Origin of the sequence: Tardiphaga sp. OK246, from assembly GCF_900188215.1 — a bacterium.
GTDB lineage: Bacteria > Pseudomonadota > Alphaproteobacteria > Rhizobiales > Xanthobacteraceae > Tardiphaga > Tardiphaga robiniae.
Map to the genome: position 1 here is coordinate 482,381 of NZ_FZOX01000005.1, position 25,976 is coordinate 508,356.

Here is a 25,976-nt window from a genome sequence, read left to right on the forward strand (position 1 = left end):
AGGGGTAACGGAATGCTGTCTGCAGCCGTGCGACCAGAAATTGCGGTATTTGGATATTGGGTTCCTTGTGGTTAATTTTCTCGGAACAGCGTTGTTCTCGACGCAAACAAAAACCCCGGCCGCGAGGCCGGGGTTTTCGATTTTAGAGGATGTCGCTGAGATCAGTACTTCGCAACGACCGGGCTATTGAAGTGATAGTTCAGGCCGGTGCGGAAGATGTGCTCGGTAACCTTGCTCTCGCTGACGACGCCGGGAAGGATCGTGGTCGAAGCCGAGCCGAGGTCGACATAGAGATATTCGGTCTTCGAGGTCCAGTTCGGTCCGAACAGGCCGAGCAGCTTGAAGGGGGTCTCGATGCCGGCGCCGGCGGTCCAGCCACTCTTGGTGGTCGAAGCGTTGGCAACTTCCACGCCCAGTGCGTTGATCTTGGTCTTCACGCCGCCGTAGGCGTAACCGCCGGTGGCGTAGAACAGGGTCGAACCGACCGAGTAGCCGAGGCGGCCACGAACCGTGCCGAACCAGGGCAGCTTCTGATCGTAGCTGACGAGGCCGAGAGCAACGGCAGTTTTGTTGTCGCGCTGGCTGGAAGCCTGGATGTCGGCTTCAAGACCGTAAACCCAGTTCGATGCCTGCCAATTGTAACCGATCTGGGCACCGCCATTGATGCCGTCCGGAGCAAGGTTGAACTGCTCGGGAACCGGGGTGACGCCGGTAAGCGTGGTGCGATCGCGACCGGTGCCGGAACCGATGTTGCCGCCGAGGTACCAACCGGTCCAGTTCGCCGCAGCGACCGGGGTGTACACGCTGTTGCCGCCGATGCGGTAGTTAAGACCGACGCGGAACAGGTTTTCACGCAGCTCGGTGTTGGTGAGCTGGGTGGGGGTGGCGAACGCGTCAGAGCGGTTGCCGAGGTTCAGGTAGAGATATTCGATCTTGCCGGTCCAGTTGCCGCCGAGCGCTGCTTCCACGCCGCTGCCGATGGTCCAGCCGGTCGCCATGCGGCTGTCCGAGAACGCCGTCACGCCGCCTTCGGTGATCGTGGTCTTGACGTTGCCGTAAGCGAAACCGCCGGTGAAGTAGCTCAGGACCGGACCGGTTGCGAGACCGACGCGGCCACGAACGGTGCCGAACCAATCCGACTTCTGACCGTAGACGGTCTGCAGCGGGCCAACCACATTGGCGCCACCGCCGGTGAGGCCCGAACCCTGGATGTCGGCTTCGAGGCCGTAAACGATCGGGCCGAGCAGCGAGTCGCCCTGCCAGTTATAGCCGATCTGGCCGCCGCCGAAGCCGCCCTGCGGCGTGAGATACAGCGAGTCGCCGGTGTAGCTGTGGGTGACGCGGTCGCGGCCGATGCCGACGCCGGCGTTCACACCGATGTAGAAGCCGGTCCAGTTATAGACCGAGACGAGGGGCGCCTTGTAATAAGGGGCCTTGACGGCCAGATCGGCAGCCTGCGCGCTCACAGCGGTTCCGAGCAGCGCGGCGCTCGCAAGAAGAATACGTTTCATGGTCGACCCCAATTCAGATTTGAACCGTTAGAATAGGGGAGTCGGGCCATATTGGCTGTATCCGGACGGCCACACTGTCCGACATTGCAACCGCAGGGGCGCCGGCCAAAAAAAGCCGGTTAAATAAGCGTTTAGACGTCCGTGGCGCGATGCGTATTTCGTCACGTTTGGGCGCGCTGAGACCCTGTCGATAGCCAACCCACGGAAAACATGAGGCAACCTGTGAGGGATTGCCAAGCCTGTCGCGCCCGCAGAGGATAAGGGCAAGCCCGTACAGCCGCGATCAACGCCGCGACGGGTCACAAAAACACACCCGCACAAGCGGGTCTCAGGGAGAAAACACCAGATGCCTTCGCGCCACAGGTCCGTCTTCAGGACCGCAACACTCGCTGCAGTTGTCTCCGTACTGGCCCATTCGGCCTTCGCAGCAGACAAGAAATACGATCCGGGTGCCAGCGATACCGAGATCAAGCTTGGCCAGACCATCCCCTATAGCGGCGCCGGTTCCCTGTACGGCGTGATCGGTCGGACCCAGGCCGCCTATTTCCAGATGCTGAACGAAAAGGGCGGCATCAACGGGCGCAAGATCAATTTCATGTCGCTGGACGATGCCTACAGCGCGCCGAAGGCCGTCGAGGCCACCCGCCGGCTGGCGGAGCAGGACGAGGTGCTGGCGCTGTTCGGCTCGCTGGGCACTGCGCCGCAGTCGGCGGTGCAGAAGTTTCTCAACAGCAAGAAGATCCCGCAGCTGCTGCTGAACACCGGCGCCTCGCGCTGGAATAACCCGAAAGAGTTCAAGTGGACCACGCCGGGCCTGCCGATCTATTCGACCGAGGGCCGGATCATCGCGCGCTACCTGATGCAGGCCAAGCCGAACGCCAAGGTCGCGATCCTTTACCAGAACGACGAGTTCGGAAAGGACTTCATGAATTCGTTCAAGGAGATTCTGGCCGAAGCGGGCGGCTCCGCGAAGGTGATCGCCGAGGCGTCTTATGACCTCACCGATCCGACCATCGATTCCCAACTGATCAATCTGGCGAAATCGGGTGCCGACACCTTCTTCAACATCTCCACCGGCAAGGCGACATCTCAGTCGATCCGCAAGGTCGCAGAGCTTGGCTGGAAGCCGCTGCATCTGTTGGTATCGACCTCAAGTGGCCGCTCGATCATCAACGCCGCCGGCGCCGAAAATGCCAAGGGCATCGTGGCGATGACCTACACCAAGGAAGTCGGCAGCGAGAAGTGGAAGGACGATCCGGACGTGATCGCCTTCCAGGAGCTGCGCAAGAAGTATCTGCCGAATGTCGATCCCGATAACACCATCGCGTTTCAGGGCTATTCGCAGGGTGTGACCATGGCGGAGATCCTGCGCCGCTGCGGCGACGATCTCACCCGCGAGAACGTGCTCAAGCACGCGACCAATCTGGAAGGCTATCGCGCACCGGTGTTCCTGCCGGGTATCACCTATGGCTTCACGCCGACCGACTACACCACCATCAAGGCGCTCTATGTCGGCACATTCAACGGCACCGACTGGGATCTGTCGGACAAGCCGGTGAGCCAGTAAGCGCGTACTTTAAAATAACGACCATCCCCGGCAATAGGCCGGGGATGGAGACGACCAATCGGACTCGCAAAGAGCCGGATCAAAAATCATCAGGGAGAAAACGCCATGAACAAGGGACTGTTTGCGTCTGCGGCGCGGGTCGCCGTCGTCGTGTTGCCACTGACTGTGACGGCCGCTGTCGCCGCCGACAAGAAATACGATCCAGGTGCCAGTGACACTGAAATCAAGATCGGGCAAACCATTCCGCATAGCGGACCCGGCTCGCTCTATGGCGTGCTCGGCCGCGTCGGCGAAGCCTATTTTCAGAGCTTGAACGAGAAAGGCGGCATCAACGGCCGCAAGATCAAGTTTCTGACGATGGACGATTCCTACAGCGCGCCGAAGGCGGTCGAGGCCACGCGCCGTCTTGTTGAGCAGGAAGAAGTCCTGGCTCTGTACGGCTCGCTCGGCACAGCGCCGCAGACGGCCGTGCACAAATATCTCAATTCCAAGGGCGTGCCGCAGCTGCTGCTCAACACCGGCGCATCGAAGTGGAACGATCCGAAGAACAACAAATGGACCATGGCGGGTCTGCCGCTCTATCCGACCGAGGCGCGTATTCTCGCCAAATATGCCGTCAGCGTGAATCCGAATGCGAAAGTCGGTATCCTCTATCAGAACGATGATTTCGGCCGGGATTTCCTCGGGCCGTTCAAGGATGAACTCGCGAAAGCCGGCGGCTCCGCGAAGGTGATCGCCGAGGTGACCTATGATCTCACCGATCCCACGATCGACTCGCAGCTGATCAATCTCGCCAAGTCCGGTGCCGATGTTTTCTACAACATCACCACCGGCAAGGCGACGTCGCAGTCGATTCGCAGGGTGGTCGAGCTCGGCTGGAAGCCGCTGCAGTTGTTGTCGGCGGGCTCCACCGGTCGATCGATCCTGGAGGCGGCAGGGTTGGAGAACGCCAAGGGCATCGTCTCGATTGCCTATGGCAAGGATATCGGCTCGCCGCTTTATGCCAAGGATCCCGACATCGTGGCGTTCGAAGCTTTGCGCGCGAAATATCTGCCCACGGTCTCGGCGGATAATTCGATCGCCTTCTTCGGCTATGGTCAGGCCGTGTCCATGGCGGAGATCCTACGCCGCTGCGGCGACGAGCTTACCCATGAGAACGTGCTGAAACAGGCCATCGGCCTGAACGGCTTCCGCGCTCCGCAAATGCTGCCGGGGGTGAGTTACAGCTATACCAATGACGCCTATGTTCCGATGGCCACGCTGTACACCCAGCGGTTCGACGGCAAGGACTGGATCATCTCCGACAAGTCGGTGACGCAATAAGACCACAGGTCTCTCCACGTCATTGCGAGCCCCGGCGAAAATTGGCGCAGCCAATTTCGTTTGGGCGAAGCAATCCAGTCCTCTCTTGCTGTTTTCTGGATTGCTTCGTCGCAAGGGCTTAGGGGAAAGTTGCACGGCAACTTTCCTTGACCTCGCAATGACGGCTGAGAGTGCCTAGTTCTAACGCGTGCCGCCCCGTAAATCCGTCGCCGAACCCGACCTGCTGCCCGATCATTTCCTGCGCTGGTTCGCCATGCGCGGCTGGTCGCCGCGCGAACATCAATTGGCGCTGCTGGAGAAGGCGAGGGACGATCGCTCGGCGCTGCTGATCGCGCCGACCGGCGCCGGCAAGACGCTGGCCGGATTCCTGCCGACGCTGGTGGAACTGTCTAACCTCGCCCCGCTTGCGGGGAGAGGTCGGCTTGAGAGCGCAGCGAACAAGCCGGGTGAGGGGGAGCGCATAATTGAAACTCCCGAGTTCGCCGAAGCTCCCCCTCACCCGTCGCGGACTGCGTCCGCGCCACCCTCTCCCCGCAAGCGGGGCGAGGGGAAAAGCGCCCTCGTCTCCACCGGCCGCACCGTTCTGCGCACCGGTGGCCTGCACACGCTCTACATTTCCCCGTTGAAAGCCCTCGCCGTCGACATCGCGCGCAACCTGGAAACGCCGATCGCGGAGATGCAGCTGCCGATCAAGGTCGAGACCCGCACCGGCGACACGCCGGTGTCGCGGCGTGCACGGCAGCGGCGCTATCCGCCGGATATTCTTCTGACCACGCCGGAACAGTTGGCGCTGCTGTTGTCTTCCGACGACGCGCCGTTTCTGTTCTCGTCACTCAAGCGCGTCGTGCTCGACGAGTTGCATGCGCTGGTGACGTCGAAGCGCGGCGATCTCCTGTCGCTCGGGCTTGCGCGGCTCTGGAAGCTCGCGCCGGACATGCGGGCCATCGGCCTGTCGGCGACGGTCGCCGAGCCTGAATCGCTGGCGCGCTTTCTGGTGCCGCAGCCATCAGGCGAAAGCGTCTCGGCCGATATCGTCATCGCCGGCGGCGCGGCCGAGCCCGTGGTCGAGATGCTCGACACCAAGGAACGGTTGCCCTGGGCCGGGCACTCGGCGCGCCATGCGCTCGGCGAGATCTACGATCTCATCAAGGCCAACAAGACGACGCTTGTCTTCGTCAATACGCGCAGCCAGGCCGAGATGCTGTTCCAGGATCTCTGGCGCATGAATGACGATGGCCTCGCCATCGCGCTGCATCACGGCTCCCTCGACGTCGCGCAGCGCCGCAAGGTCGAGGACGCGATGTCCGCCGGTAAGTTACGCGGCGTGGTCTGTACCTCGTCGCTCGATCTCGGCGTCGACTGGGGCGATGTCGATCTCGTCATCAATGTCGGCGCGCCGAAGGGCGCCTCGCGGCTGATGCAGCGGATCGGCCGCGCCAATCACCGCATCGACGAAGCTTCGCGCGCCGTGTTGGTCCCGGCCAATCGCTTCGAAGTTCTGGAATGCCACGTCGCCATCGATGCCGTTGCCGAAAATGCACAGGATACGCCGCCGCTGCGGACTGGTTCGCTCGATGTGCTGGCGCAGCACGTGCTCGGCTGCGCCTGCGGCGCACCGTTTCGTGCGGACGATCTCTATGACGAAGTGCGCTCGGCGGCGCCTTATGCCGAACTGTCGCGTGTCGATTTCGACGACACCGTGGAGTTCGTGGCGTCCGGCGGCTATGCGCTGAAAATCTATGAGCGTTTCGCCCGCATCAAGCAGGACGCCTCCGGCAAGTGGCGCGTCACCAATCCCAAGGTGCGCCAGATGTATCGCATGAATGTCGGCACCATCGTCGAGGATACGATGCTGAAGGTGCGGCTGGTGCGCGGAGGCAGCGGAAAAGGCAAAAAGGGTGTCACTGGTGCGCTGGCGCGCGGGGGACGCATGCTCGGCCAGATCGAGGAGTATTTCATCGAAGGCCTCGTGGTCGGCGATACCTTCGTCTTTGGCGGCGAAGTCGTGCGCTACGAATCCCTGGTCGAGGATCAGGTCTATGTCTCGCGCGCGCATGACAAGGACGCCAAGGTGCCGTCCTATATGGGCGGCAAGTTTCCGCTCTCGACCTATCTCGCCGAACGCGTGCGCAAACTGCTGGACAATGAGCGCGCCTGGAAAGGCCTGCCCGACCAGGTGCGCGAATGGTTGTTACTGCAGGCCCATGTCTCGCATGTGCCCGGCGCGCGCGAACTGATGGTCGAGACCTTTCCGCGTGCCGACAAGCATTACCTCGTCTGCTATCCGTTCGAAGGCCGCCTCGCGCATCAGACATTGGGCATGCTGCTGACGCGGCGGCTGGAACGCGCCCGAGCGCGGCCGCTGGGTTTCGTTGCCAATGAATATGCGCTGGCCATATGGGGCCTCGGCGACACGTCGCACATGATCAGGCAGGGCAGGCTCGATCTCGCCGCTTTGTTCGATCCCGACATGCTCGGCGACGATCTCGAAGCATGGCTCGCGGAATCGGCGCTGATGAAGCGGACGTTCCGCACCTGTGCGGTGATCTCGGGGCTGATCCACACGCGTTTCACCGGCGAGGAGAAATCGCGCCGCCAGGTGCTGTTCTCCACGGACTTGATCTACGACGTGCTGCGCAAGCATCAGCCCGATCATGTGTTGCTGCGCGCCGCGCGTGCCGACGCCGCGACGGGATTGCTGGATATTCGGCGATTGAGCGACATGCTGACGCGCATCCAGGGCCGTATCATTCACCGGGAACTCGATCGCGTCTCGCCGCTGGCGGTACCGGTGATGCTGGAAATCGGCCGTGAAGCCGTGTACGGCGAAGCGTCGGACGAGCTCCTGGCAGAAGCCGCCGAGGAACTCGTGAAAGAGGCTGCGGGATTCGAAGAGACAGGATCGTAAGGGTTTTGCGAATCTCGCATTCGTCCTAAAAGAGCACCATGCACGCTGAGACCATCACCGTCGATATGAGCACCGTCAGCATCGCCGGCGTCACGTTGGCTGCGGACCTGTCGGGTGCTTTGTATTGGGAAGAGCAGAAACTTCTGGTGGTGTCCGACCTGCATCTCGAAAAGGGCTCGAGCTATGCCAATCGTGGCGTGCTGCTGCCGCCTTACGATACGATCGCAACGCTCGGTCGCCTCGGTGCGGTGATCGCGCGTCACGATCCGCGCATTGTGATTGCGCTCGGCGACAGTTTCCACGACCGTGACGCCCATGAGCGGTTGTCGCCGGCCAATCGCGAGGTGCTGTCTGCATTGCAGATGCGCCGTGACTGGATCTGGATCTCAGGCAATCACGATCCCGCATTGCCGCCGGATCTCGGCGGCACCGTCGCTGAAGAAGTGGCCATCGGCCCGATCACCTTTCGTCATGAGCCGACCGGTGCTGCAGGCGAGATTGCCGGTCATTTGCATCCGAAGGCGCGCGTCAGCACGCGCGGTCGCGCGGTCGAACGGCGTTGCTTTGCGAGCGACGGCGCCCGCGCGGTGATGCCGGCCTTCGGCGCCTATACGGGCGGGCTCAACATCCGCGATGCAGCATTCGCCAGGATCTTCCAGACCCTCGGCTTCATTGCCCATGTGCTCGGTGATCGGCGCATGCACGCGATTGCTGCGTCGCGCTGTTGCTAGATCAGCGATATCCAATAGATCGTCATTTTGCCTGGATCAGGCGAACCTGCGGGATTTCCAGGATGGCAGACTCCTTCGCAGGGCGCTTGTTGACGAGATGGTCGATAAGATCCTCAGTCGTCGAGCCTCGGGTCAGCATCAGGCAGGTCGCATCGTCGGCGCGCGTTGCGTGCCAAACGCCGGGACGCATGCAGATTCCGACACCGGGAGACAAACGATAAGCTCGGAGTGTCGACAAATCCGGCCGCTGGTTTGCGTCACTCAAGCAAAGGATCTGAACGATCTCTTTCGTGAGAGGCACGACCGCCTGTTGGGTCAGGTGATGGACTTCGAGCTTTGAGACAAGCGGATTGTTGTCACGATACTCGACCCACAAGACCTCGGTGTTGCCTTCTGTGCCGGGATCAAAGAAGTGTTCGTGCCAGAAATCGCTCGCCGGGCTTCGAAAACCGACCGCGTCTTTTTTGAGCGGATCGGTTTTGCCGAGCACCCATCCGAAGGGCTCGAACGACGTGAGACTCAGAGCCTCAACAGTAACAGCGTCGGATGTCGGCATGGAGGGCTCCTTGGGGGCGTGTCCGAAGCATGGCTTCATGGCCCTGCAAACCGACGAGCATTTAAAAGAAAGAGCGGCCTTACGCCGCCTTCGCCTGCACCGTATCGCAGAACTCGGCGAGGTGGTCGGCAAGCCGCAGCGTTGCCGGGCTCGCGTCGGGGGCGGCCATCAGCGTCACTTCAGTCTGGTCGATCGGCGCGAAGCCTTCTTTCGCCGTCAAGATGCGATGGTCGGCCTGGATAGCCATGTCGGACAGGATACTGAGGCCAAGTCCGGCGGCGACCGCGGCCTGGATGCCTGCAAGGCCGGAGCTCGTATAGGCCATGTGCCAACTGCGGCCTGCCGCCTCGATGGCATGGATCGCGCGGGTCCGGTAAAGGCAGCCGGCGGGAAAGCCGATCAACGGGACCGACCGGACGGCGGGGTCGATCGGATGCGCCTTGCTCGTGACCCAATGAATCCGCTCGGGCCACACCGCAATGCCACCTTTCTCACCGGCGGCGCGCTTGAACAGTGCCAGGTCGAGTTCGCCGCGTTCGAGATCGCGGCGCAAATACGTGCTCTGGTCGGCGCGCACGTCGAGCCGCAAGCCGGGCCGGGATCGCGAAAAATTCGCCAGCAATTCGGTCAGGCGATAGGCCGCGAAATCCTCGGGGATGCCGAGCCTGACAGCGCCTTCATTGGTCGGCCGGGCCAGCACGTCGCGGGCTTCCTCCGCCAGCGCCAGCAGCCGTCGCGCATAGGACAAGAGCCGCTCGCCGGCTTCGGTCGGGGTCACGTCCTTGCCGGTGCGGTTCAGCAGCGGCTGGCCGATATCCTCTTCCAGTCGCTTGATTTGTTGGCTGACGGTGGATTGGGTGCGGTGAACGCGTTCGCCGGCCCGGGTAAAGCCGCGGGCATCGACCACCGAGACGAAGCTGCGCAGGAGTTCGAGATCCAGCATCGGTTGTCCATTCGTTTTTCCACTGAAAACAAGTATATCATTTAATTTCCAAATGGAAAGGCGAGCGCATAGACCAGCGGCAAAGGAGATTTCCGATGTCCCTTGCGCCGTCAGTTGCGGTTCCCCGTGCCGCCTTCAATCCGCTGCCGATCTATATCGGCATCTTCTGTCTGCTTTGGAGTTTCTCCTTCGTCGCAGGCAAGATCGCCGTCACCGATTGCCCGCCGCTCATTCTGCTCGCCGCGCGGTTTTCGATCGCGGGTGTTCTGATCCTTGGCATTTCTGCCCTGCGCCGGGATACCTGGTCGCTGTCCTGGCGCGATGTCGCGGCCTACGCCGTCATCGGCCTGGCCAATAACGCGTTGTATCTCGGCCTCGGCTATACCGGCCTGCAAACCATCTCCGCTGGTCTCGGCGGCCTGGTCGTCAGCGCAAACCCGGTGTTTACAGCTGTGTTCGCAGCGCTGTTGCTGAAGGAGCCGCTCACCGGACGCAAGGTAGCCGGGCTCTTGCTCGGCATCGCCGGTGTCGCCTCGATCGTCTGGCACCGCATATCGGTGGGCACCGACAGCGCGCAGGGCATCGTATTCACGCTGGCATCGCTCGCTTCCATCGTGACCGGGACGATCCTGTTCAAGCTGCTGGCACCCAAGGGCAGCCTGTGGCTGGGCAACGGCGTGCAGAATCTTGTGGCCGGCGTGGTGCTGATCCCGGTGGCGCTCACGTTTTCCGATATCGGCGCGATCGTGCCGAGTGCGCGATTGATCGGTTCGTTTGCATTCCTGACATTGGGCGGTTCTATCCTCGGCTATCTGCTGTGGTTTCACCTGCTGAAGACCTGCGGCGCCACCGCTGCCAGCGCCTATCACTTCCTGATGCCGCCACTCGGCATGCTGTTCGCCTGGATGGTGCTCGGCGAGCATGTTGAAAGTCGTGATCTCCTGGGGATCGTCCCGGTCGCCCTCGGTATCTATCTGGTCACCAGACCGGCCGCTTCACCAGCCCCCCTGCGACAGGAGTAGTTCATGTCTCTCACCATCACTTTGATTGGCGGACCCACCGCGCTGATTGAATTCGACGGCTTCCGGCTGCTCACCGATCCCACCTTCGATCATCCGGGCGCTTACAAGCTGCCGCATGTCACGCTAGAAAAACTCGTTGGCCCCGCGATCTCCGCCGCGCAAGTCGGCGCGGTTGATGTGGTGCTGCTCAGTCACGATCAGCACTCCGACAATCTTGACAATTCCGGGCGCGATTTCCTGCGTCACGCGCCGCGCGTGCTGACAACCATTGCGGGCGCCAAGCGCCTCGGTGGGGATGTTGAAGGTCTCGCGCCATGGGACAGCACCGAGCTTACCGGTAAGGATGGTCACTCGCTGACGATCACCGCGACCCCGGCGCGTCATGGCCCGGCCGGCATCGAGCCGCTGTCGGGCGATGTCATCGGATTCGTGCTGAGCTCGCACGCGCCGGGGAGCAGGCCGATCTACATTACAGGCGACACCGTCTGGTTCGACGGCGTCGCCGAGGTCGCGCGGCGTTTTCCGGCCGGCGTGGTACTGCCCTTCGCCGGCGCGGCGCAAACCCGCGGGCCATTCCACCTCACCATGGACACCAACGACACCATCGAGACGGCGCGCGCATTTCCCGATGCGACGATTGTGCCGGTGCACACCGACGGATGGGCGCATTTCAAACAGAGTGCCGGCGACCTGCGCGCATCCTTCGACACGCTCGGCTTCGGTGCCCGTCTGCGTATCCTCGAACCGGGTGTGCGGACCTTGATCTAGCCCATTGCCAGTCCCTGCTTCGGAACGTTAGCTGCGACGGCACGTTGCCGAGCGGTGAGATGGCAGGGATCAGATGTCGGACCAGTCCAGCGAGAAGCCTGATGATCAGGAGGGAGAAGCTACTGGTCCGAAAGGCTTTCTGAAACGGCTTGGTCCTGGTCTGATCACCGGCGCTTCCGACGATGATCCGTCCGGCATTGGCACCTATAGTCAGGCTGGGGCACAACTTGGTTACGGCATCGGTTGGACCATGCTGCTGACCTTCCCGCTGATGGTCGCAATCCAGGAAATTTCCGGACGCGTCGGTAGCGTGACCGGTCGTGGCATTTCCGGCAATGTCTGCCGGCACTATCCGGCGTCGCTGCTGCATCTCATCGTGTCGCTGCTGTTCATCGCCAATACTATCAATATAGCGGCCGATCTCGGCGCGATGGCCGACGCCACCAAGCTGCTCGTTGGCGGTCACGGCATCATCTATGTCGTTCTGTTCGGCGCGCTCTCGGTCGGCGCGCAGATTTTCTTCGACTACAAGCGCTACGTCTCGGTGCTGAAGTGGCTGACGCTCTGCCTGTTCTCCTATGTCGCCGCGCTTGCGGTCGTGAAGGTCGACTGGAGCGCGGCTCTCACAGGCATCCTGCTGCCGCAAATCACCTGGAGCGGCTCGTATCTCACCACCATAGTCGCCATTCTCGGGACGACGATTTCGCCATATCTGTTCTTCTGGCAGGCCTCGCAGGAGGCGGAGGACGAACGTATCGATCCCGCCAAAGCTCCGTTGATCGAGAGGCCGATTGGTGCCGCGATGGAGTTTTCGCGCATTCGGGCCGACACGATCGTCGGCATGGCGTTCTCCAACCTGATCGCGCTGTCGATCATCATTACGGCTGCGGCCACGCTCAATGCCTCAGGCAAGACGGATATCGAGACCTCGGCGCAGGCGGCTGAAGCCTTGCGTCCGATCGCCGGAGTATTCGCGGAATGGATATTTGCGCTGGGCATCGTCGGCACGGGTCTGCTGGCGATCCCGGTGCTCGCAGGCTCGACTGCCTATGCTGTGGGCGAAGGTCAGCGCTGGCTGGTCGGCCTTGATCGCAAGCCGCGCGAGGCCGTGGCGTTCTACTCGGTTCTGGCACTGTCCGCGGCGATCGGGATCGCGCTGAATTTCACCTCGATCAACCCGATCTCGGCGCTGTACTGGAGCGCCGTCATCAACGGCGTGCTCGCCGTGCCGGTGATGGTGCTGCTGATGGTGATGTCGTGCCGCAAGGATGTGATGGGCGATTTTGTGATCAAGGGGCCGCTGCACTGGCTCGGTTGGCTGTCGACTGCAGCAATGGCTATCAGTGTGGTGGCGATGGTGGTGGGGATATTTTTGTAGCGCGCAGAATCCTCAACCGTCATTGCGAGGAGCGAAGCGACGCGGCAATCCAGAAGGCCACAAGCGAAGGAAGACTGGATTGCTTCGTCGCAAGGGCTCCTCGCAATGACGGTGGTGAGAGTAGAGTTAGTCCCGCCTGAATACGATCGATGCCGCCCAGCCGGACATCAGTGCCATCGCGGCGGTGAGCAGTCCGTAGATGAAACCGTGATTGCGCGCGGCATTGGCGACGAACTGCTCGAAGCCGACCTTGACGATATCGAACGCCGTCTCCGCTTTCGAGATCAGCGCACCGTCGGCGAACAGTTTGATCTCGACATCGTAGGTTCCGATGGGCACTTCGGCGGGTAGCGGAATGCTGGTTCGGAACAGCGTCGGTGTCAGGAATGTCACCGCTGAGGTCTCCTCCCGATACAGTCCATGCTCCTTGCGCAGTCGCACAAAGGCGCTCCGGAACGGGTCGGTCGCCACAACGTCGGCATAGTCGGTGCCGACGCGCTGGGTCAGCAGGATGTTATTGATTCCGAGCTGCTGGCGGCGCTGTACGTCGGCAGGCGCTATGGCGTCCATCGGACGGTTGGAAAACACGGCGAGATAGGACGGCACCTGCAGGAATTGGCGCGAATCCGTGTTAATCCAGATGCCGAAGCGGCGCTCCTTGCGCCGGGTCATGAGGTCGGTGCGCGGTCCGTTGACGGTGACGACGAGATTGTAGTTGTTGCGGCCGGGCGGTGTCTTGTCGTCTTTCTCGACAGCCCCGAACAGCACCAGTTCCTCGCCGGCATAATTCGGCGTCACGGTCACGCGATGGTTCGACACCGAGACGATCAGTTGTTCGGCGCGGGCCGGGGCGAGCATTCCGATGCCGAGTGCGGCGATGATCGGGAGCGCGCGTATCATGGAGCGACGCCTCCGGTATCGCGGATCGTGAACAGATCCGCGGGGCGAACGACCAGTTCCACCGCGAAGCGGACGCCGACCGCCAGGATCAGCAGGCCCAGCAGCAGGCGCAAATGCTCGCCGCGAATCTTCTGCCCGGCGCGGGCGCCGAATTGTGCGCCGGTGACGCCGCCGACCATCAGGATGAGGGCCAGCACCGCATCGACCAGATGATTGGTGACGGCGTGCAGCAATGTCGCGATCACCATGGTGACCAGCGTCAGCACCATAGATGTGCCGATGACCGTCGAAGTCGGAATGCGCAGCCAGTAGATCAGGATCGGGATCAGGATAAAGCTGCCGCCGATGCCCATCACGGCGCCGATGAAGCCGATCAGGAGACCGACGGCGATCACCGGGATCACCGAGAGATAGATCTTGGAGCGCTTGAACCGCATCTTGAGCGGCAGGCCGTGAACCCAGCTATGGCTGCCGGACCGGCGCAAGTTCACGGGATCGCCACGCCTGAGCCGCAGCAGCGCGCGCAGGCCCTCCCAGAACATCAAGCTGCCGACGGCGGTGAGCAGGATCACATAGGACAGCGAGATGGTGAGGTCGAGCTGGCCGAGATTGCGCAGCTGCGTGAAGGCCCACACGCCGAGCGCCGTGCCGACCACGCCGCCGGTCAGAAGGACGGTCGCAAGCGCGGGATCGATGGCGCGGCGTCGCCAGTAGGACAGCGCACCGGAGAAAGACGAGGCTGCAATGTGGCTTGCCACTGACGCGACCGATACCGCGGGGGCGATGCCGACGAAAATCAGTAGCGGTGTCATCAGGAAGCCGCCGCCGATCCCGAACATGCCGGAGACGAAGCCGACCGCAGCGCCCATCGCCAGGATGAGCAACACATTGATCGGAATGTCGGCGATCGGGAGATACAGTTGCACGCGCGTTCGCTTCGGAATTCTGGCCCTGAGTTGGGCCGAAACCGCTCATGGCGTGGTTCTGGAGGCGGCGCGGATTGCGAGCCGCGTCCCCGTCTTAGACGATATCGTTCGTTGATGGGATTAAAGAATTCGGTAAAGGCGCGGTTTTCCGCCTCTACCGATGAGGCACCTTTCAAGGTGGTAAATTTTGTTGGCCCAGGCGCGGGCCGGGGGTATCACGACTTCCTGGCCGGATCGGTGACGAGGTTCATGGCGGCGGCCTCGCTGGTGCCGAGCCAGCGAATTTTCTCGGTGGCTGACATGGCCTCGACGACCGACGAGGCGACGCCCATCTTGGTCATGTAGTTCAGCACATAGCCCATGGTGCGCTGCGCCGATGCGGTGGGGTCAGCGCCCGGCTTGGGAGATACAAAGCGGTGGACGCCCAGCCGCGAGCCCTCGACGCCTATGCGGGCCTTGCCGCCCGCATAGGTCATCACGCAGGCGCTGGCGCAGTAGGACGGTTTGATCCGGCCGGCCGAATCCACCGTGCCCACGGCGGTGGTCAGCCCGCGCGCACGGATGATCTCGCCCATGATGATGGCCTGGCCGACATTTCCGCCCGGAGACGACAGCAGCACGGTATCGCCGGGCGCGAGTTTGGCTTCATCGAGCTTTTCGCGAAACCAGCTCGCAGTGGCCGGCCCGATCTCGCCCGTGATCGCCAGCGCCGGGCGGCCGCGGCCCGAATTGTCCGGATCGAGACTTCCGACCTCCGAAGACGCCATGCTCGGCGAGATATAGAGGTCTTTCCAATAGGCCCAGGCCTCCGGTTTGGAGAGCTCCTGATAGGCCTGCGCGCCGATACCGCCGAATATTACGACCGCGAATGCGACCGAGGGCCAGTTGAACCATTTGCTGCGCGGTGGCTCGGGCAGCGGGGGCTGCGGTGGGGCAGACGGCTCGGCGGGACGTGCGGCCCAGGGGTTGACCGTAGGAATCCCTGATGGGCGTTCCGCGTCCCCCGATGTGTCGTCATTTCGAAAAGACAAACCAGTTTTCCTCGTCGTTCAATCCGGCTCGGCGCGCACTTCACCGCGGCAAGTCTGCTGAAGGTTTGTTGAGGAAATAAGACCGCCGGTTCGATCCGACGGTCCAGAAAAATCTGTCTTAGCGCGCAGCTCGCTTGCCCATCGATGCTTTCGCCCCGACCTGTGCCGGCGCAGCATCCCAACCGCCCGCGGGAGTGGCCACGTTAATGGCGTCCTCGGGCTGGCCTTCCGGTGCGAAAGTCTGGACCGCCAGCCTGGCCGCGGCCAGCGACTGCGGATCGAGGCGCTTGGCGATGTCATCGCGCTTGCGGCCGGCATCGACGTCGCCCTGGGAGGCGGCGAGGCTGAACCACTTGAAGCTCTCGGCAAGGTTCTGTTCGACGCCGATGCCGCGGGCATAGAGGATGCCGAGATTGAACTGGCTGTCGGCGACGCCCCGATCGGCTGCCTTGCGGAACCAGTACGACGCGCTCTTGTAGTTGGCGCCCTTGGTGCCGCCGTCGGCATCGAGCACGGCGAGATTGTGCATCGCCTTGGCGTTACCACGGTCGGCGGCGAGCACGTAATAGCGGCGGGCGACGTCTAGATCCTTCTTCGCGCCGAGGCCCTTCTCGAACAGCGCGCCCAGGCGGAACATGGCCGGCACGACATTGGCCTGCGCCGCGCGGTCATACCACTTGGCGGCTTCGTCGTAGTTCTGCGCTACGCCCTTGCCTTCGGCATAGCGGACGCCGATTTCGAACGCAGCAGAGGCGTCGCCCTTGAGCGCCGCGTTGCGCAACGCGGTGCTGCCGATGGTCTCGGGCAGGCGCTCGCCGGCGGGGATCGAGGCTGTGGTGATCTTCTGACCGCTCGACGGCAACACCGGCCCGGCGGCACTGGCCTGCGGCGCGGCAATGCTGCCGGTCACATCGGGCGACACATATGGCACAGGCGCGGCCTGTGGCACTGGCTGCGGCGCAGGCTCGACGGCGGCGGGCGGCGGTGCGATCAGCGACTGCTTGCCGATCGGGGTGGGTGATGTCATCGACGGGGTGGCAGGCACCGGAGCGGCGGGCTTGGTCAGGGCCTCGGCCGGCTCGGGCGCGTTCAGCTGCAGCGGCGGTGCCGAGTGAATATTCTCGGCCACCGGCGCCGGCGAGCCGCTGTCCAGCAGCGTCATCGCCATCTTGAACGAGCCGAGCACGATCACGACCACGCTGGCGCCGACCAGCAGCGAGCGGATCTTCGAGCCGATCGTGGAGGATGACTTTTCGCTATCGGCGAGCTGCGGCCCAGGTCTGGTGGCCTTCGATTTGTCGGCCCTGGATTTGTCAGACCTCGATTTGTCGTTGCCGGTTGCGGCTGCAGCCTGTGCGGCGCGGCGTGCGGCAGCAATGAAACTCGACGCGGTGGCCTGTTTGGGGGCATCGACGGCGATTTCGCTGATCGCGTCTTCCGACGCGGCGATGCGTTCGGATGGCGATGCGCCGCGGCCCTGCGGACGCGTGCCGGGTTCGAGCGGATGATCTGGTGGCAGCGCCGGGTCAACCATCGGGCGCGGCGACGGACGCTCAGCAGCGGATGCAGACTGCGCGACTGGCTTTGGCGCGGGCGGAGGATCGAGAATGTCGCTGATCGCCTTCGGCATCGGGAAGGCCGATGCCGGTTCGTGCGAGATCGCAGTTGCCGCGAAGTCGCGCGGCGCGGCATCGAAGTGAACCTGCGGCGGACGCACCTCGACCTGCGACGGCGCAGCCTGTGGCTTCACCGGATTGGGCATCTGCGGGCGCGTCGGAGCCGGCACCGAAACGGCTGGTGCGGTTGCCGGGCGCGAGGTCGGAGCGGGTGTTGCAACGGGCGCGGATTGCTTGGCAGGCGCGGCGCTGACCGCGCGCAGATCGCCCTCGATCCTTGCGAGGCGATCGACCACATGGCCGAGCGTCGAGTGAACGACTTCCAGCGAATCCTGCGTGTGACGGTCGGTTTCCGACTGGCTGAAGCGCATGTCGGAGAGTTCGCGCTTGATCGTGTCGACCAGGCCTGGATCGATCGATGACGCCTTGCTGCGGGGATTGTCCAGCGCGGCGAACAGCGACTGCTGGCGTTCGAGATGGCGCAGGATGTCCTGCAGCCCGTCCTCGACGCGGCCGAGATTGTTGCCGCGCGTATCGGTGATGTTCTCCATCCGCTCGAGCAGATAGGAGACGCGCTGTTCGAGATGCGCGAAGGCCGACGACGAGTCATTGCCCACCGGCATATGGTCGAGACGCTCGGACAGCGTCCGCAATGCGGTTTCCAGATGATCCGAGCTGGCCATGACAGCCGGGCGATCGCGATTTTCCAGCGCCGCCGTCAGCGTCATGATGCGCGCTTCGAGCGCGGCAAATGAATCGCTGTTGTCGGCGCGTGCGAGCTGATCGACCTTCGACGACAGCGTCTGCAGGTCGTCGCTGAGACGGCCGAGCGCTTCGTTGGAGGCGACGTTGGACACGATGGCGCGCAGCGCGGTGATCGCGCCCTGCAGCTGCTCCATGGTACCGGGATCGTTGCTCGAGCGCACGATCAAGTCGATCTTGCCGCCGAGATTGCGGATCGCCTCGTCGAAGCCGGCGAGCTGTTCGGCTGGCGTCAGCGTGGTCAACGTCTTGTGGATGTCGGCGAGTGCGCGTTCGAGATTGGCCAGTACGTCGCCGTCGATGCCGCTATGGCGGTTGTCGTCGATGCGGCGGCCGAGTTCACGGATCTCGTTCTCGATTGATTCAATCGCGCGACGCGGCATCGCTTCGGTGATGACGTTGCGGATGTCGGCGAGTTCGCCGCGGAAGGCCGCGATCGACTGCTCGATATTATTGTCCGGGCGCTGCAGCGCATCGATCTTTGTGGTGATCTGGAACAGCTGCCGCTCCAGGCCGGACATATCCGGCATGAAGCTCTGCGGTGGCATGGCGGACTGCGCATAAGGAGGCTGCACGAAGGACGGTGCAATGGGCGGCGCGTTGCGCGGGGCCATGCGCGGCGTGCCATCGAGCTCACCCTGACGGGCGGCGATCTCGGCAATGGCGAAGTCCAGCGAGAACGGATCGATCGGCGGCGAGGCGCTATAGACCTGATTGGCGGCGCGCTCGACCATATCGATGCGCGGCTGTTGCGGCGGCGGCGCGGGGCGATATGTGGGCTCGCTGATCTGCGACAGGCGCGCATCGAGCCGTGAAATCGCATCATTGAGCTGGCGCGCGACGCCGGGCTCGCTGCTGCGTTGTGCAGGCTTCGAGAATAGTTCGATCTGGCGGGCAATGGCGTCGAGCCGCTCGTGGATTTCGACGACATCGGCAGCGTCGCGCTGCGGCAGCGCTGCGCGCGGGGTAAGGGGGCGTTCCTGGTCGCGCGGGCGTGCGTTGGGGGAGTTATAGCGCGGGGGAGCTTCGCCGATGGTCGAGTTCAGCCAGTCGCCCAGCGACATGCCGGCACGGCGCGCCGCAGCTTCGGCCCGCTCGCGAACCGATGGCTCAATCCCGTCAACACTCCACGATACGCGCGAATTCATGCTTTGGTCCGGTTCCGAGCTTGACGCCCACCAGCGCCTGCAGCCTCCCCCGCGCGTCCCATTGTGAAGACAATCGTAACGTGCGCGGGTCGTCTGCCTCTGATCCGGACTTTTCAGGGTTAGGGTAAATAACGGGTTAAGGATCGGGTCGAGCGGGCCTTAAAAGTTAACCCGACGATACACTTGCGCCGATTTGCAGGTAGGATCGGATGTCTCTGCCTTTGGCGTCAGCGCGTAAACAGCGCACTCAAATCGTCGACATCCAGTTCGGTGATGGCGCTGTGGCGCGGATCCATCACCGCGGACTGGCCGATATAGGCCCAATAGAGAAACTCGGCGCGGGGCAGCGCCCGCTGGCTTTCCACCCCGGCCTCAATCAACCATTTCGCCATATAGCCGACCCGCCTGGCATCCACCGAGGCGACCATTTTGGCGACGTCTGTGTCGGTCGAGGCCATGGCGCGGATGGCGCGGTCCAGGCTGCGGTCTTCGTTGAAAGCGAGCTTCATCAGGTGGGTCAGACGTGCGGCGCCAGCGACCGAGGCGTCGATCCCCTCGATCACCTGATCGGTCGTCCGCTCCTGCCAGCGCTGCAGAAGCTGCAGTCGAAATTCAGATATATCCTTGAAATGCCAGTAGAAACTGCCGCGGGACACATTCAGGCCTGTGGCCAGCGCACCGACCTTCAGCGCGTCGGCGCCCTGCCGCGCGAGGATCCTCAGCCCGTGGTCGAGCCAGGCCGAGCGGGTCAGGCGGTCTTTGGTCAGTTGGTCATCCATTCCCCGACCATACACATGTGTATTGACGAAATCCACGCTCTGGCGTTAACGTCCATGCAGAAGTGTATGGAGCGGCGCTGGCAGAACAGTGCCCGATGCGGGAGGGAGAGCCGATGAGCGTGAGCGGCCTCGATAGATGGTACAGCTTCATGCGGTCTCATGATCGGGCGATGCTGTGGGACCTGCTGCATCCGGACGCCGTGTTCGAAAGCCCGGTCGTGCATGCGCCGCAGCGGGGCCGTGAGATCGTGTTCAAGTATCTGACGACTGCAGAGAAAGTGCTGGGTGGCGCTGGCTTCGCTTACAAAGGCGAATGGCGCAGCGACAACGGCGCGGTGCTCGAATTCGAGAACGAGATCGAAGGCATCAAAATCAATGGCGTCGACATGATCACCTTCGCCGCTGATGGCCGCATTACCCACTTCAAGGTGATGGTCAGGCCGCTCAAGGCCATCAACCTGTTGCACCGGTTGATGGGCGAGGAATTGGCGCGGCAATGAGCCGCCAGCTGCCTGCTTCATCTCCGATAACAATTGCGTAAATCTGACACGGCGGCGCCGTATCATCCGATCAATTGAATTCAAACCGAGAGAATTCCATGCCCAGCTATAAAGCCCCGCTCGAAGACGTCGGCTTCCTGCTCAACGACGTGTTTCAGTTCGATCGCTACAACAATCTGCCCGGCTTTGCTGACGCGTCCGCCGATGTGCGCGAGGCGATTCTGGGCGAAGCCGCCAAGCTCAGCGAAGAAGTGCTGCAGCCGCTGAATCGCGTCGGCGATCTCGAAGGCTGCAAGCGCAACGATGATGGCAGCGTGACCACGCCGAAAGGCTTCAAGGAAGCCTACAAGCAGGTCGCCGAGGGTGGCTGGCTCGGCCTCTCGGCTCCCGCTGAATTCGGCGGCCAGGGCCTGCCGGTGACGCTGTCGCAGACCGTTGCCGAATTCCAGATCTCCGCCAATATGGCGTTCTCGATGTATGGCGGCCTCACCATGGGCGCGACCGCAGCACTCATCGTGCACGGCAAGCCCGAGCAGAAGTCGATGTTCCTGCCGAAGATGGTCGCCGGCGAATGGACCGGCACCATGAACCTCACCGAGCCGCATTGCGGCACGGATCTGGGTCTTTTGCGCACCAAGGCCGCGCCGCAGGCGGACGGTAGCTACAAGATTTCCGGCACCAAGATTTTCATCTCGGCCGGTGAGCACGATCTTGCCGACAATATCATCCATCTGGTGCTGGCCCGCATCGAGGGCGCACCAGCCGGCATCAAGGGCGTGTCGCTGTTCGTCGTGCCGAAGTTCATGGTCAATGCCGATGGATCGATCGGCGCACGCAACGGCGTGATGTGCGGCTCGATCGAGCACAAGATGGGCATCCACGGCAACTCCACCTGCGTGATGAATTACGACGGCGCCACCGGCTGGCTGATCGGCGAAGAGAACAAGGGCATGCAGGGCATGTTCGTGATGATGAACGAAGCCCGCCTCGGCGTTGCCGTGCAGGGCCTCGCGCAGTCCGAAGTCGCCTATCAGAACGCGGTCGCCTATGCGAAGGACCGCCTGCAGGGTCGCTCGCTGACGGGGCCGAAGTCGCCGGACAAGCCGGCCGATTCGATCATGGTGCATCCCGATGTGCGCCGCACGCTGCTCACCATCCGCGCTTTCAATGAAGCTGCCCGCGCCATGGTGGTGTGGACCGCGCTGAAGAGCGACGTCGCGCATCGTTCGGACGATCCGAAGGAGCGTCAGGCCGCTGATGATCACATGGGCCTGATGACCCCGGTGCTGAAGGGCGTGCTCACTGATGGCGGCTTTGCCAACGCGGTGTCCGCGCAACAGATGTTCGGCGGTCACGGCTATATCGCCGAATGGGGCATGGAGCAGTTCGTGCGCGACGCGCGTATTGCCATGATCTATGAAGGCGCCAACGGCATCCAGGCACTCGATCTGGTCGGCCGCAAGCTGCCGCGCGATGGCGGCCGTGCCGCGATGGCGTTCTTCGGCGAGGTCGGCGCATTTGCGAAGGAGCATGGCGCTGACGAAGCCATGAAGCCTTACATCGATCCGCTCTCGAATGCGCTCGGTCATCTGCAGCAGGCGACCATGTGGCTGATGAACAATGCCATGATGAAGCCCGACAACGCCGGTGCCGGCGCGACCGATTACATGCAACTGTTCGGCCTCACCGCCTTCGCCTATATGTGGGCGAAGATGGCCAAGGTGGCGCAGGACAAGATTGCCACTGATGGCGCGACACCCTATCTGACCACCAAGCTGGTCACCGGCCGCTTCTTCATGGAGCGGATGTTGCCCGAAACCGCACTCCATCTCGCCCGCATCCAGACCGGAAGCGCGACGACGATGGAGCTTCCTGCGGAAGCGTTCTGAGACTAATAAGTACTCCGTCATCACCAATTCACGCCGTCATTGCGAGCGCAGCGAAGCAATCCAGAAAGCCACAAGCGAAGACTGGATTGTTTCGTCGCAAGTGCTCCTCGCAATGACGAGCCGATAGATCAACTATCCGACAACCGGGAGAGAATGAATGCCCGAGGCATATATCTACGATCACGTTCGCACGCCGCGCGGCCGCGGCAAGGCCGATGGTTCGCTGCATGAGGTGACCGCGCTGGCGCTCGCCACTGCGCCGCTGAAGGCGCTCAAGGAGCGCAACAACCTGCAGCCGGGCACTATCGATGACGTCATCCTCGGCGTGGTCGATCCGGTCGGCGAAGCCGGCGGCGATATCGCGCGCATGGCTGCGCTGTCGGCCGGCTATGGCAACGACGTCCCGGGCATCCAGATCAACCGGTTCTGTGCTTCCGGCCTCGACGCTGTGAACTTCGCCGCGGCGCAGATCATGTCTGGCCAGCACGACATGACCATCGGCGGCGGCGCTGAGAGCATGAGCCGCGTCGGTATCGGCGCGGCTGGTGGTGCCTGGCCGGTCGATCCCTCGATCGCTGTGCCCGCCTATTTCATGCCGCAGGGCGTGTCGGCGGATCTGATCGCGACCAAATACGGTTTCTCCCGCGACGACGTCGACGCCTATTCGGTGCAGAGCCAGCAGCGCGCTGCCAAGGCCTGGGACGAAGGTCGCTTCAAGAACTCGGTCATTCCGGTGAAGGACATCAACGGCCTCACCATTCTGGCCAAGGACGAGCATATGCGTCCGTCCACGACGATGCAGTCACTGGCCGCGCTGCAGCCGTCCTTCGTGACGATGGCGCAGATGGGCGGCTTCGATGCCGTGGCGATCCAGTCGCATCCGGAAATCGAAGGCGTCAACTATGTCCATCACGCCGGCAACTCGTCGGGTATCGTCGATGGCGCTGGCGCCGTGCTCCTCGGCAGCGAGGCGGCCGGCAAGAAGGCGGGCTTGAAGCCGCGCGCGAAGATTCGCGCCTTCGCTAATATCGGCTCCGAGCCGGCGATGATGCTCACCGGTCCGGTGGACGTCACCAAGAAGGTGCTGGAGCGTTCCGGCATGAAGCTGTCGGACATCGATCTGTTCGAGCTCAACGAAGCCTTCGCCTCGGTGGTGCTGCGCTTTATCCAGGCCTTCGATATCGACAATGAGAAAATCAATGTCTGCGGCGGCGCCATCGCCATGGGCCATCCGCTCGGCGCCACCGGCGCGATGATCCTCGGCACTGTGCTGGACGAACTCGAGCGCACCAACAAATCGACGGCCCTCGTCACCCTCTGCATCGGCGGCGGCATGGGCACCGCCACCATCATCGAACGCGTGTAAGGAGCGGCCAACATGACCTTCAAGAATTTCAAGGTTGAGACCGACGCCGATGGCATCGCGCTCGTCACCTGGGACATCTCAGGCCGTTCGATGAACGTGCTCGACGTAGCGACCATCGAGGAACTCGGCGCGATCGTCGATCAGACCACTGCGGATGCCGCCGTGAAGGGCGTCGTCATCACCTCCGGCAAGGAAGCTTTCTCGGCCGGTGCCGACCTGTCGATGCTTGAAGGCATGGGCAAGGTGTTCGCCGAGACCAGGGCTGCTAAGGGCGAGGAAGCCGCGCAGCAGATGCTGTTCGACGAGAGCCGCAAGCTGTCGCTAACGCTGCGCAAGATTGAGACCTCCGGCAAGCCATGGGTCGCGGCCATCAACGGCCTCGCGCTCGGCGGCGCGTTCGAACTGACGCTGGCCTGCCACTATCGCGTTGCGGCTGAAAACCCGAAGACGCGTCTGGGCCTGCCCGAAATCAAGGTCGGCCTGTTCCCAGGTGGCGGCGGCACCCAGCGCCTCGCGCGCATGCTGCAGCCGCAAGACACGATGCAGATGCTGCTGAAGGGCGACGCGATCAATCTCGTCAAGGCGAAGGTGATGGGCATCGTCGGCGCGGTGGTGCCATTAGCCGATCTCATCTCGGCCGCGAAAGAGTGGATCAAGGCTGGCGGCAAGGCTGTCGCGCCCTGGGACGAGAAGGGCTTCAAGCTGCCCGGCGGCCCCGTCTATTCCAAGCAGGGCATGATGATGTTCCCCGCGGGCAACGCGATCTATCGCCGCGAGACCTTCGACAATTATCCGGCGGCCCGCGCGATCATGCAGTGCGTCTATGAAGGCCTGCAGCTGCCGATGGATGCGGCGCTGCGCGTCGAGTCCCGTCAGTTCGCGCATATCCTGCAGACCAAGGAAGCGGCGGCGATGATCCGCAGCCTGTTCCTGTCGATGCAGGAGCTCAACAAGGGTGCGCGTCGTCCGCAGAACGTGCCGCCGACCAAGGTCAAGAAGCTCGCCGTCATCGGTGCCGGCTTCATGGGTGCGTCAGTCGGCTTCGTCTCTGCACGCGGCGGCATGGATGTCGTGCTGATCGATCGCGATCAGGCCAGCGCCGACAAGGGCCTCGGTCATTGCATCGCGGCCATCGATGGGCTGATCGCCAAGGGACGCGCCAAGGAGGCGGACAAGACCGCGCTGCTGGCGAAGATCACCGCGACTGCCGATTTCGATGTGATCAAAGACTGCGACCTCGTTATCGAGGCCGTGTTCGAGGATCGTGCCGTGAAGGCAGAGATCTACAAGAAGGTGCAGCCGTTGCTGAAGGAAGGCGCGATCATCGCGTCGAACACCTCAACGCTACCGATCAACTCGCTCGCCGAAGAGTTCGCGGACCAGTCCAAGTTCATCGGCATCCACTTCTTCTCGCCGGTCGAGAAGATGATGCTGGTGGAGATCATTGTCGGCAAGAACACCGGCGATGTCGCGCTCGCCACCGCTCTCGACTACGTTCGCGTCATCGGCAAGACGCCCATTGTCGTCAATGACTCCCGCGGCTTCTTCGCCAATCGCTGCGTGCTGCGTTTTACGGCCGAGGGCCTGGAAATGCTGCTCGAAGGCGTGCCGCCGGCGATGATCGAGAACACCGCGAAGATGGCCGGCATGCCGGTCGGGCCGCTGTCGCTGTCGGACGAGATCGCGCTCGATCTGGTGCTGAAGATCATGAAGGCCACCGAAGCCGATCTGGGTTTGCAGGCCGTCGATCAGGCGCAGAAGAAGCTGATCGTCGAGATGGTGGAGAAGCAGGAGCGCTTCGGTCGCAAGAACGGCAAGGGCTTCTACGAGTATCCGCCGAAGGGCAAGGGCTCCAAGGCTCTCTGGAAAGGCATCGCACCGTTGCTGCCGAAACCGGTCGATCCCGATACGCTCGATGTCGAGGAGCTGAAACAGCGCTTCCTGGTGGTGCAGGCGGTGGAAGCCGCGCGCACCGTCGAGGATCACGTGATCGTCGATCCGCGCGAAGCCGATGTCGGCTCGGTCCTCGGCTTCGGCTTCGCGCCGTTCACCGGCGGTACGCTGAGCTATATCGACTTCATGGGCACCAAGAAGTTCGTCGAGCTCTGTCACAAGCTTGAAGCCAAATACGGCTCCCGCTTCACGCCGCCGAAGCTGCTCGAAGAAATGGCCGCCAAGGGCGAGACCTTCTACGGCCGCTTCCCGCCGAAGAAGCTCGCGGCGGCGTAGTCGATAGCACGGACCGTAATGCTCCCTCCCCCCTTGCGGGGGAGGGTCGGGGAGAGGGGTGTCCAGAACTCGGGCGTCGCGATTTGCGGTCACCCCTCTCCCTAACCCTCTCCCGCAAGGGGA

At 62.8% G+C, this 25,976-nt stretch carries 19 protein-coding genes; 11 read left to right on the forward strand and 8 right to left on the reverse strand.

The window, feature by feature from the left end:
• Positions 1-161 precede the first annotated feature (161 nt).
• Positions 162-1,511: an outer membrane protein gene (locus tag CHC01_RS23670; protein ID WP_089266797.1), complete on the reverse strand. Its 1,350-nt coding sequence runs from the start codon at positions 1,509-1,511 to the stop codon at positions 162-164.
• Positions 1,512-1,857: 346 nt separating this feature from the next.
• Between CHC01_RS23670 and CHC01_RS23675 the strand changes: the two genes are divergently transcribed.
• From CHC01_RS23675 to pdeM, 4 genes are all read left to right on the forward strand, one after another.
• Entirely contained in the window at positions 1,858-3,078 is a 1,221-nt protein-coding gene (locus CHC01_RS23675) for an ABC transporter substrate-binding protein (protein WP_089266798.1), read from the forward strand.
• 105 nt (positions 3,079-3,183) lie between these two features.
• Positions 3,184-4,401: an ABC transporter substrate-binding protein gene (locus CHC01_RS23680; protein WP_089266799.1), complete on the forward strand. Its 1,218-nt coding sequence runs from the start codon at positions 3,184-3,186 to the stop codon at positions 4,399-4,401.
• Positions 4,402-4,588: 187 nt separating this feature from the next.
• Positions 4,589-7,309 (forward strand): ligase-associated DNA damage response DEXH box helicase, encoded by a 2,721-nt coding sequence (locus CHC01_RS23685; RefSeq protein WP_089266800.1) that lies wholly within the window; start codon positions 4,589-4,591, stop codon positions 7,307-7,309.
• 38 nt (positions 7,310-7,347) lie between these two features.
• On the forward strand, positions 7,348-8,040 hold the full coding sequence (pdeM, locus tag CHC01_RS23690; RefSeq protein ID WP_089266801.1) for a ligase-associated DNA damage response endonuclease PdeM: 693 nt from the start codon (positions 7,348-7,350) through the stop codon (positions 8,038-8,040).
• Positions 8,041-8,062: 22 nt separating this feature from the next.
• Here the strand turns inward: pdeM and CHC01_RS23695 are convergent, their stop codons facing one another.
• The gene (locus CHC01_RS23695) at positions 8,063-8,596 is read right to left on the reverse strand and encodes an ureidoglycolate lyase (protein WP_089266802.1); all 534 of its coding nucleotides are present in this window, start codon (positions 8,594-8,596) and stop codon (positions 8,063-8,065) included.
• A 79-nt stretch (positions 8,597-8,675) separates the two neighbouring features.
• Positions 8,676-9,539, reverse strand: a complete 864-nt coding sequence (locus CHC01_RS23700; protein WP_089266803.1) for a LysR substrate-binding domain-containing protein — start codon at positions 9,537-9,539, stop codon at positions 8,676-8,678.
• Between the two features lie 95 nt (positions 9,540-9,634).
• Between CHC01_RS23700 and CHC01_RS23705 the strand changes: the two genes are divergently transcribed.
• From CHC01_RS23705 to CHC01_RS23715, 3 genes are all read left to right on the forward strand, one after another.
• Positions 9,635-10,561 (forward strand): DMT family transporter, encoded by a 927-nt coding sequence (locus CHC01_RS23705; protein WP_089266804.1) that lies wholly within the window; start codon positions 9,635-9,637, stop codon positions 10,559-10,561.
• A gap of 3 nt (positions 10,562-10,564) precedes the next feature.
• On the forward strand, positions 10,565-11,329 hold the full coding sequence (locus tag CHC01_RS23710; RefSeq protein WP_089266805.1) for an MBL fold metallo-hydrolase: 765 nt from the start codon (positions 10,565-10,567) through the stop codon (positions 11,327-11,329).
• Positions 11,330-11,402: 73 nt separating this feature from the next.
• On the forward strand, positions 11,403-12,707 hold the full coding sequence (locus CHC01_RS23715; protein WP_089266806.1) for an NRAMP family divalent metal transporter: 1,305 nt from the start codon (positions 11,403-11,405) through the stop codon (positions 12,705-12,707).
• A 126-nt stretch (positions 12,708-12,833) separates the two neighbouring features.
• Here the strand turns inward: CHC01_RS23715 and CHC01_RS23720 are convergent, their stop codons facing one another.
• The 5 genes from CHC01_RS23720 to CHC01_RS23740 form a co-directional block, all read right to left on the reverse strand.
• Positions 12,834-13,607: a TIGR02186 family protein gene (locus CHC01_RS23720; RefSeq protein ID WP_089266807.1), complete on the reverse strand. Its 774-nt coding sequence runs from the start codon at positions 13,605-13,607 to the stop codon at positions 12,834-12,836.
• Positions 13,604-14,533 (reverse strand): sulfite exporter TauE/SafE family protein, encoded by a 930-nt coding sequence (locus CHC01_RS23725; protein ID WP_089266808.1) that lies wholly within the window; start codon positions 14,531-14,533, stop codon positions 13,604-13,606. The genes CHC01_RS23720 and CHC01_RS23725 overlap by 4 nt, the downstream gene beginning before the upstream one ends.
• Before the next feature lie 215 nt (positions 14,534-14,748).
• The gene (locus CHC01_RS23730; RefSeq protein WP_244558495.1) at positions 14,749-15,564 is read right to left on the reverse strand and encodes a COG3904 family protein; all 816 of its coding nucleotides are present in this window, start codon (positions 15,562-15,564) and stop codon (positions 14,749-14,751) included.
• A 118-nt stretch (positions 15,565-15,682) separates the two neighbouring features.
• Positions 15,683-19,090 carry a tetratricopeptide repeat protein gene (locus CHC01_RS23735; protein WP_089266809.1) on the reverse strand — a complete coding sequence of 1,136 codons (3,408 nt, stop codon included), beginning with the start codon at positions 19,088-19,090 and terminating at the stop codon, positions 15,683-15,685.
• Positions 19,091-19,317: 227 nt separating this feature from the next.
• A complete protein-coding gene (locus tag CHC01_RS23740) occupies positions 19,318-19,905 on the reverse strand; it encodes a TetR/AcrR family transcriptional regulator (protein WP_349636628.1) in 588 nt (195 codons plus the stop codon).
• 77 nt (positions 19,906-19,982) lie between these two features.
• Between CHC01_RS23740 and CHC01_RS23745 the strand changes: the two genes are divergently transcribed.
• The 4 genes from CHC01_RS23745 (at position 19,983) to CHC01_RS23760 (ending at position 25,853) form a co-directional block, all read left to right on the forward strand.
• On the forward strand, positions 19,983-20,369 hold the full coding sequence (locus tag CHC01_RS23745) for a nuclear transport factor 2 family protein (protein ID WP_089266811.1): 387 nt from the start codon (positions 19,983-19,985) through the stop codon (positions 20,367-20,369).
• 98 nt (positions 20,370-20,467) lie between these two features.
• Complete coding sequence (locus tag CHC01_RS23750; RefSeq protein ID WP_089266812.1) at positions 20,468-22,258, forward strand: acyl-CoA dehydrogenase C-terminal domain-containing protein; 1,791 nt, start codon at positions 20,468-20,470, stop codon at positions 22,256-22,258.
• A 157-nt stretch (positions 22,259-22,415) separates the two neighbouring features.
• The gene (locus tag CHC01_RS23755) at positions 22,416-23,624 is read left to right on the forward strand and encodes an acetyl-CoA C-acetyltransferase (RefSeq protein WP_068732581.1); all 1,209 of its coding nucleotides are present in this window, start codon (positions 22,416-22,418) and stop codon (positions 23,622-23,624) included.
• A gap of 12 nt (positions 23,625-23,636) precedes the next feature.
• A complete protein-coding gene (locus tag CHC01_RS23760; RefSeq protein WP_089266813.1) occupies positions 23,637-25,853 on the forward strand; it encodes a 3-hydroxyacyl-CoA dehydrogenase NAD-binding domain-containing protein in 2,217 nt (738 codons plus the stop codon).
• The last annotated feature ends 123 nt before the right edge of the window (positions 25,854-25,976 follow it).